This is a genomic window from Streptacidiphilus jiangxiensis, from assembly GCF_900109465.1.
GTDB lineage: Bacteria > Actinomycetota > Actinomycetes > Streptomycetales > Streptomycetaceae > Streptacidiphilus > Streptacidiphilus jiangxiensis.
In genome coordinates this window covers 1-1,889 of sequence record NZ_FOAZ01000084.1, presented here as the reverse complement: position 1 = coordinate 1,889, position 1,889 = coordinate 1, and the positions used below count along the sequence as shown (strand labels likewise).

Below are 1,889 nucleotides of genomic sequence, written 5' to 3'. Positions count from 1 at the left end.
GCCGAGGCGGATGGTCGAGGTCGCGGCCGCGGTGAGGGCCAGGACGACGGCGGGGGAGGTGCCGGCGACACCGGGGTTGAGGTGGTGCTCGGCGACCCAGTAGCGGGCGTAGCCGAGGTCCTCGGCGTGCTGGGCCAGGTCGATGCTGTTGCGCAGCGCCTGGGGGGCGTTCGAGCCGGAGGAGATCGGGACGAGGTCGAGCACGGCGAGCGGGGTGTTGGGCATGGGGGATCCTTCGTCAGTGCACGGCGGGCGTGGCGACCGCGGCCGGCGCCCCGGGGGCGGCGACTTCGGCCTGGGATGTGACCGGGCCCCAGGGCCAGGGCGGGTCGGGGATCTCACGTCGCAGCGTCGGGGCGATGGCGGACTGGAACAGCTCCAGGCTGTCCCGGTGCTGGGTCTCGGTGAGTCCGCCGGCGTCGGCGTGCAGGTGCAGCACGCTGTGGCCGAGCTGCTCGTGGTAGCGGTGCACCTTCTCGATGACCTGCTGGGGGCTGCCGATCAGCGCGGAGCTGCGTTCGACGAAGTCCTCCAGCGTAGGGAACACGGGCTCCAGGCCGAGTTGCTTCTGGAAGGCCAGGTGGCCTTCGAAGACCGGCCGGTAGTCCGCAAGGGCCTGCTGCGAGGTGTGGGCGGCGTAGTAGCCGGCGGTGCCCGCTCCCACGGTGGCCAGGGCCGGGTCGTGGCCGTAGTGCTCCCACCGTTCGCGGTAGTGGCGCACGAGCTCGGCGTAGGGCTCGATCGGGTTGGTGACGTTGGCGGAGAAGAGCGGGTCGCCGTAGCGGGCCGCCAGGTCGACCGACTCGCGGCTGGTCGCGCTGCCGTGCCAGACCCGGACCGGCTGCTGGAGCGGACGTGGCCAGACCTCGGCGTTGGTGAGCTCCGGGCGAAAGCGCGGCTGGTAGCTCACCTTCTCCTGCCGCCACAGGCGGCGGAACAGCTCGTAGGACTCGGCGTTGCGGTCCCACTGGTCCTCCGGCGTGACGTGGAACAGCTCGCGCTGGGCGGTGCCGTTGCCTTTGCCGATGATGAGCTCCAGCCGGCCGCGGGAGAGGTGGTCGAGCGTGGCGTAGTCCTCGTAGGCACGCACCGGGTCGAGCAGGCTCAGCGTCGTCACGGCCGTGAACAGCCGGATGCGACTGGTCAGGGCGGCAATGTGGCTGAGCACCACGGGAGGTGAGGAGGAGATGAACGGCCGCTCGTGGCGCTCGCCGACGCCGAAGCCGTCGAAGCCCAGCTCCTCGGCGAACAGGGCGTTGGAGACGACCTCCTGAAAGCGGGCCTGGGTCGACTTCCGGATGCCGGTCACCGGGTCCGGCGCGTGCACGATGAGGGTGATGGCCAAGAACTTCACGAGACCGCTCCCGCCGTGTCGCGGGTGCGGACGGCGCGGGGCGCACCGAGGCCGAGGTGGTCGCGCAGTGTGTCGCCCTGGTACTCGGTGCGGAAGACCCCGCGTTCCTGGAGCAGCGGGACGACGGTGTCGGCGAACTCGTCCAGGCCGCCGGGGGTCAGGTGGGGGGCGAGGATGAACCCGTCGCTGGCGTCGGTCTGCACGAACTCGTTCAGCGCCTCGGCGACCTGGGCCGGGGTGCCGATGAAGGACTGACGACCGGTCACCTCCACGATCAGCTCGCGGATGGACAGCTTCTTCGCCTCGGCCAGGGCGCGCCACTCGGCGGCCACGGCCAGGGGGTCGCGGTGCATCCGCACCGAGGCGCGGCCCTGGGCGACGGTGTTCTCGCCGACCAGCGGGTCCACCTGCGGCAGCGGCCCGTCCGGGTCGTAGGAGCCGAGGTCGCGGTTCCACAGCTGCTCCAGCAGGCGGATCGCGGTCTGGCCGCTGACCTGCTGGTGGCGGATGACGCGGGCCCTCTCGTGGGCGTCGG

General features: G+C 71.8%; 2 protein-coding genes and 1 pseudogene. All 3 read right to left on the bottom strand.

Annotated elements, in window-relative coordinates; genetic code table 11:
• On the bottom strand, positions 1–225 hold a 225-nt coding region (locus tag BMY61_RS43755), incomplete at its 3' end, for an LLM class flavin-dependent oxidoreductase (RefSeq protein ID WP_143094856.1).
• 13 nt (positions 226–238) lie between these two features.
• Complete coding sequence (locus BMY61_RS43750; RefSeq protein WP_042461270.1) at positions 239–1,354, bottom strand: LLM class flavin-dependent oxidoreductase; 1,116 nt, start codon at positions 1,352–1,354, stop codon at positions 239–241.
• A pseudogene (locus BMY61_RS43745) lies at positions 1,351–1,889 on the bottom strand (F420-dependent methylene-tetrahydromethanopterin reductase); the annotation flags it as partial. The gene BMY61_RS43750 and the pseudogene BMY61_RS43745, both read right to left, overlap by 4 nt.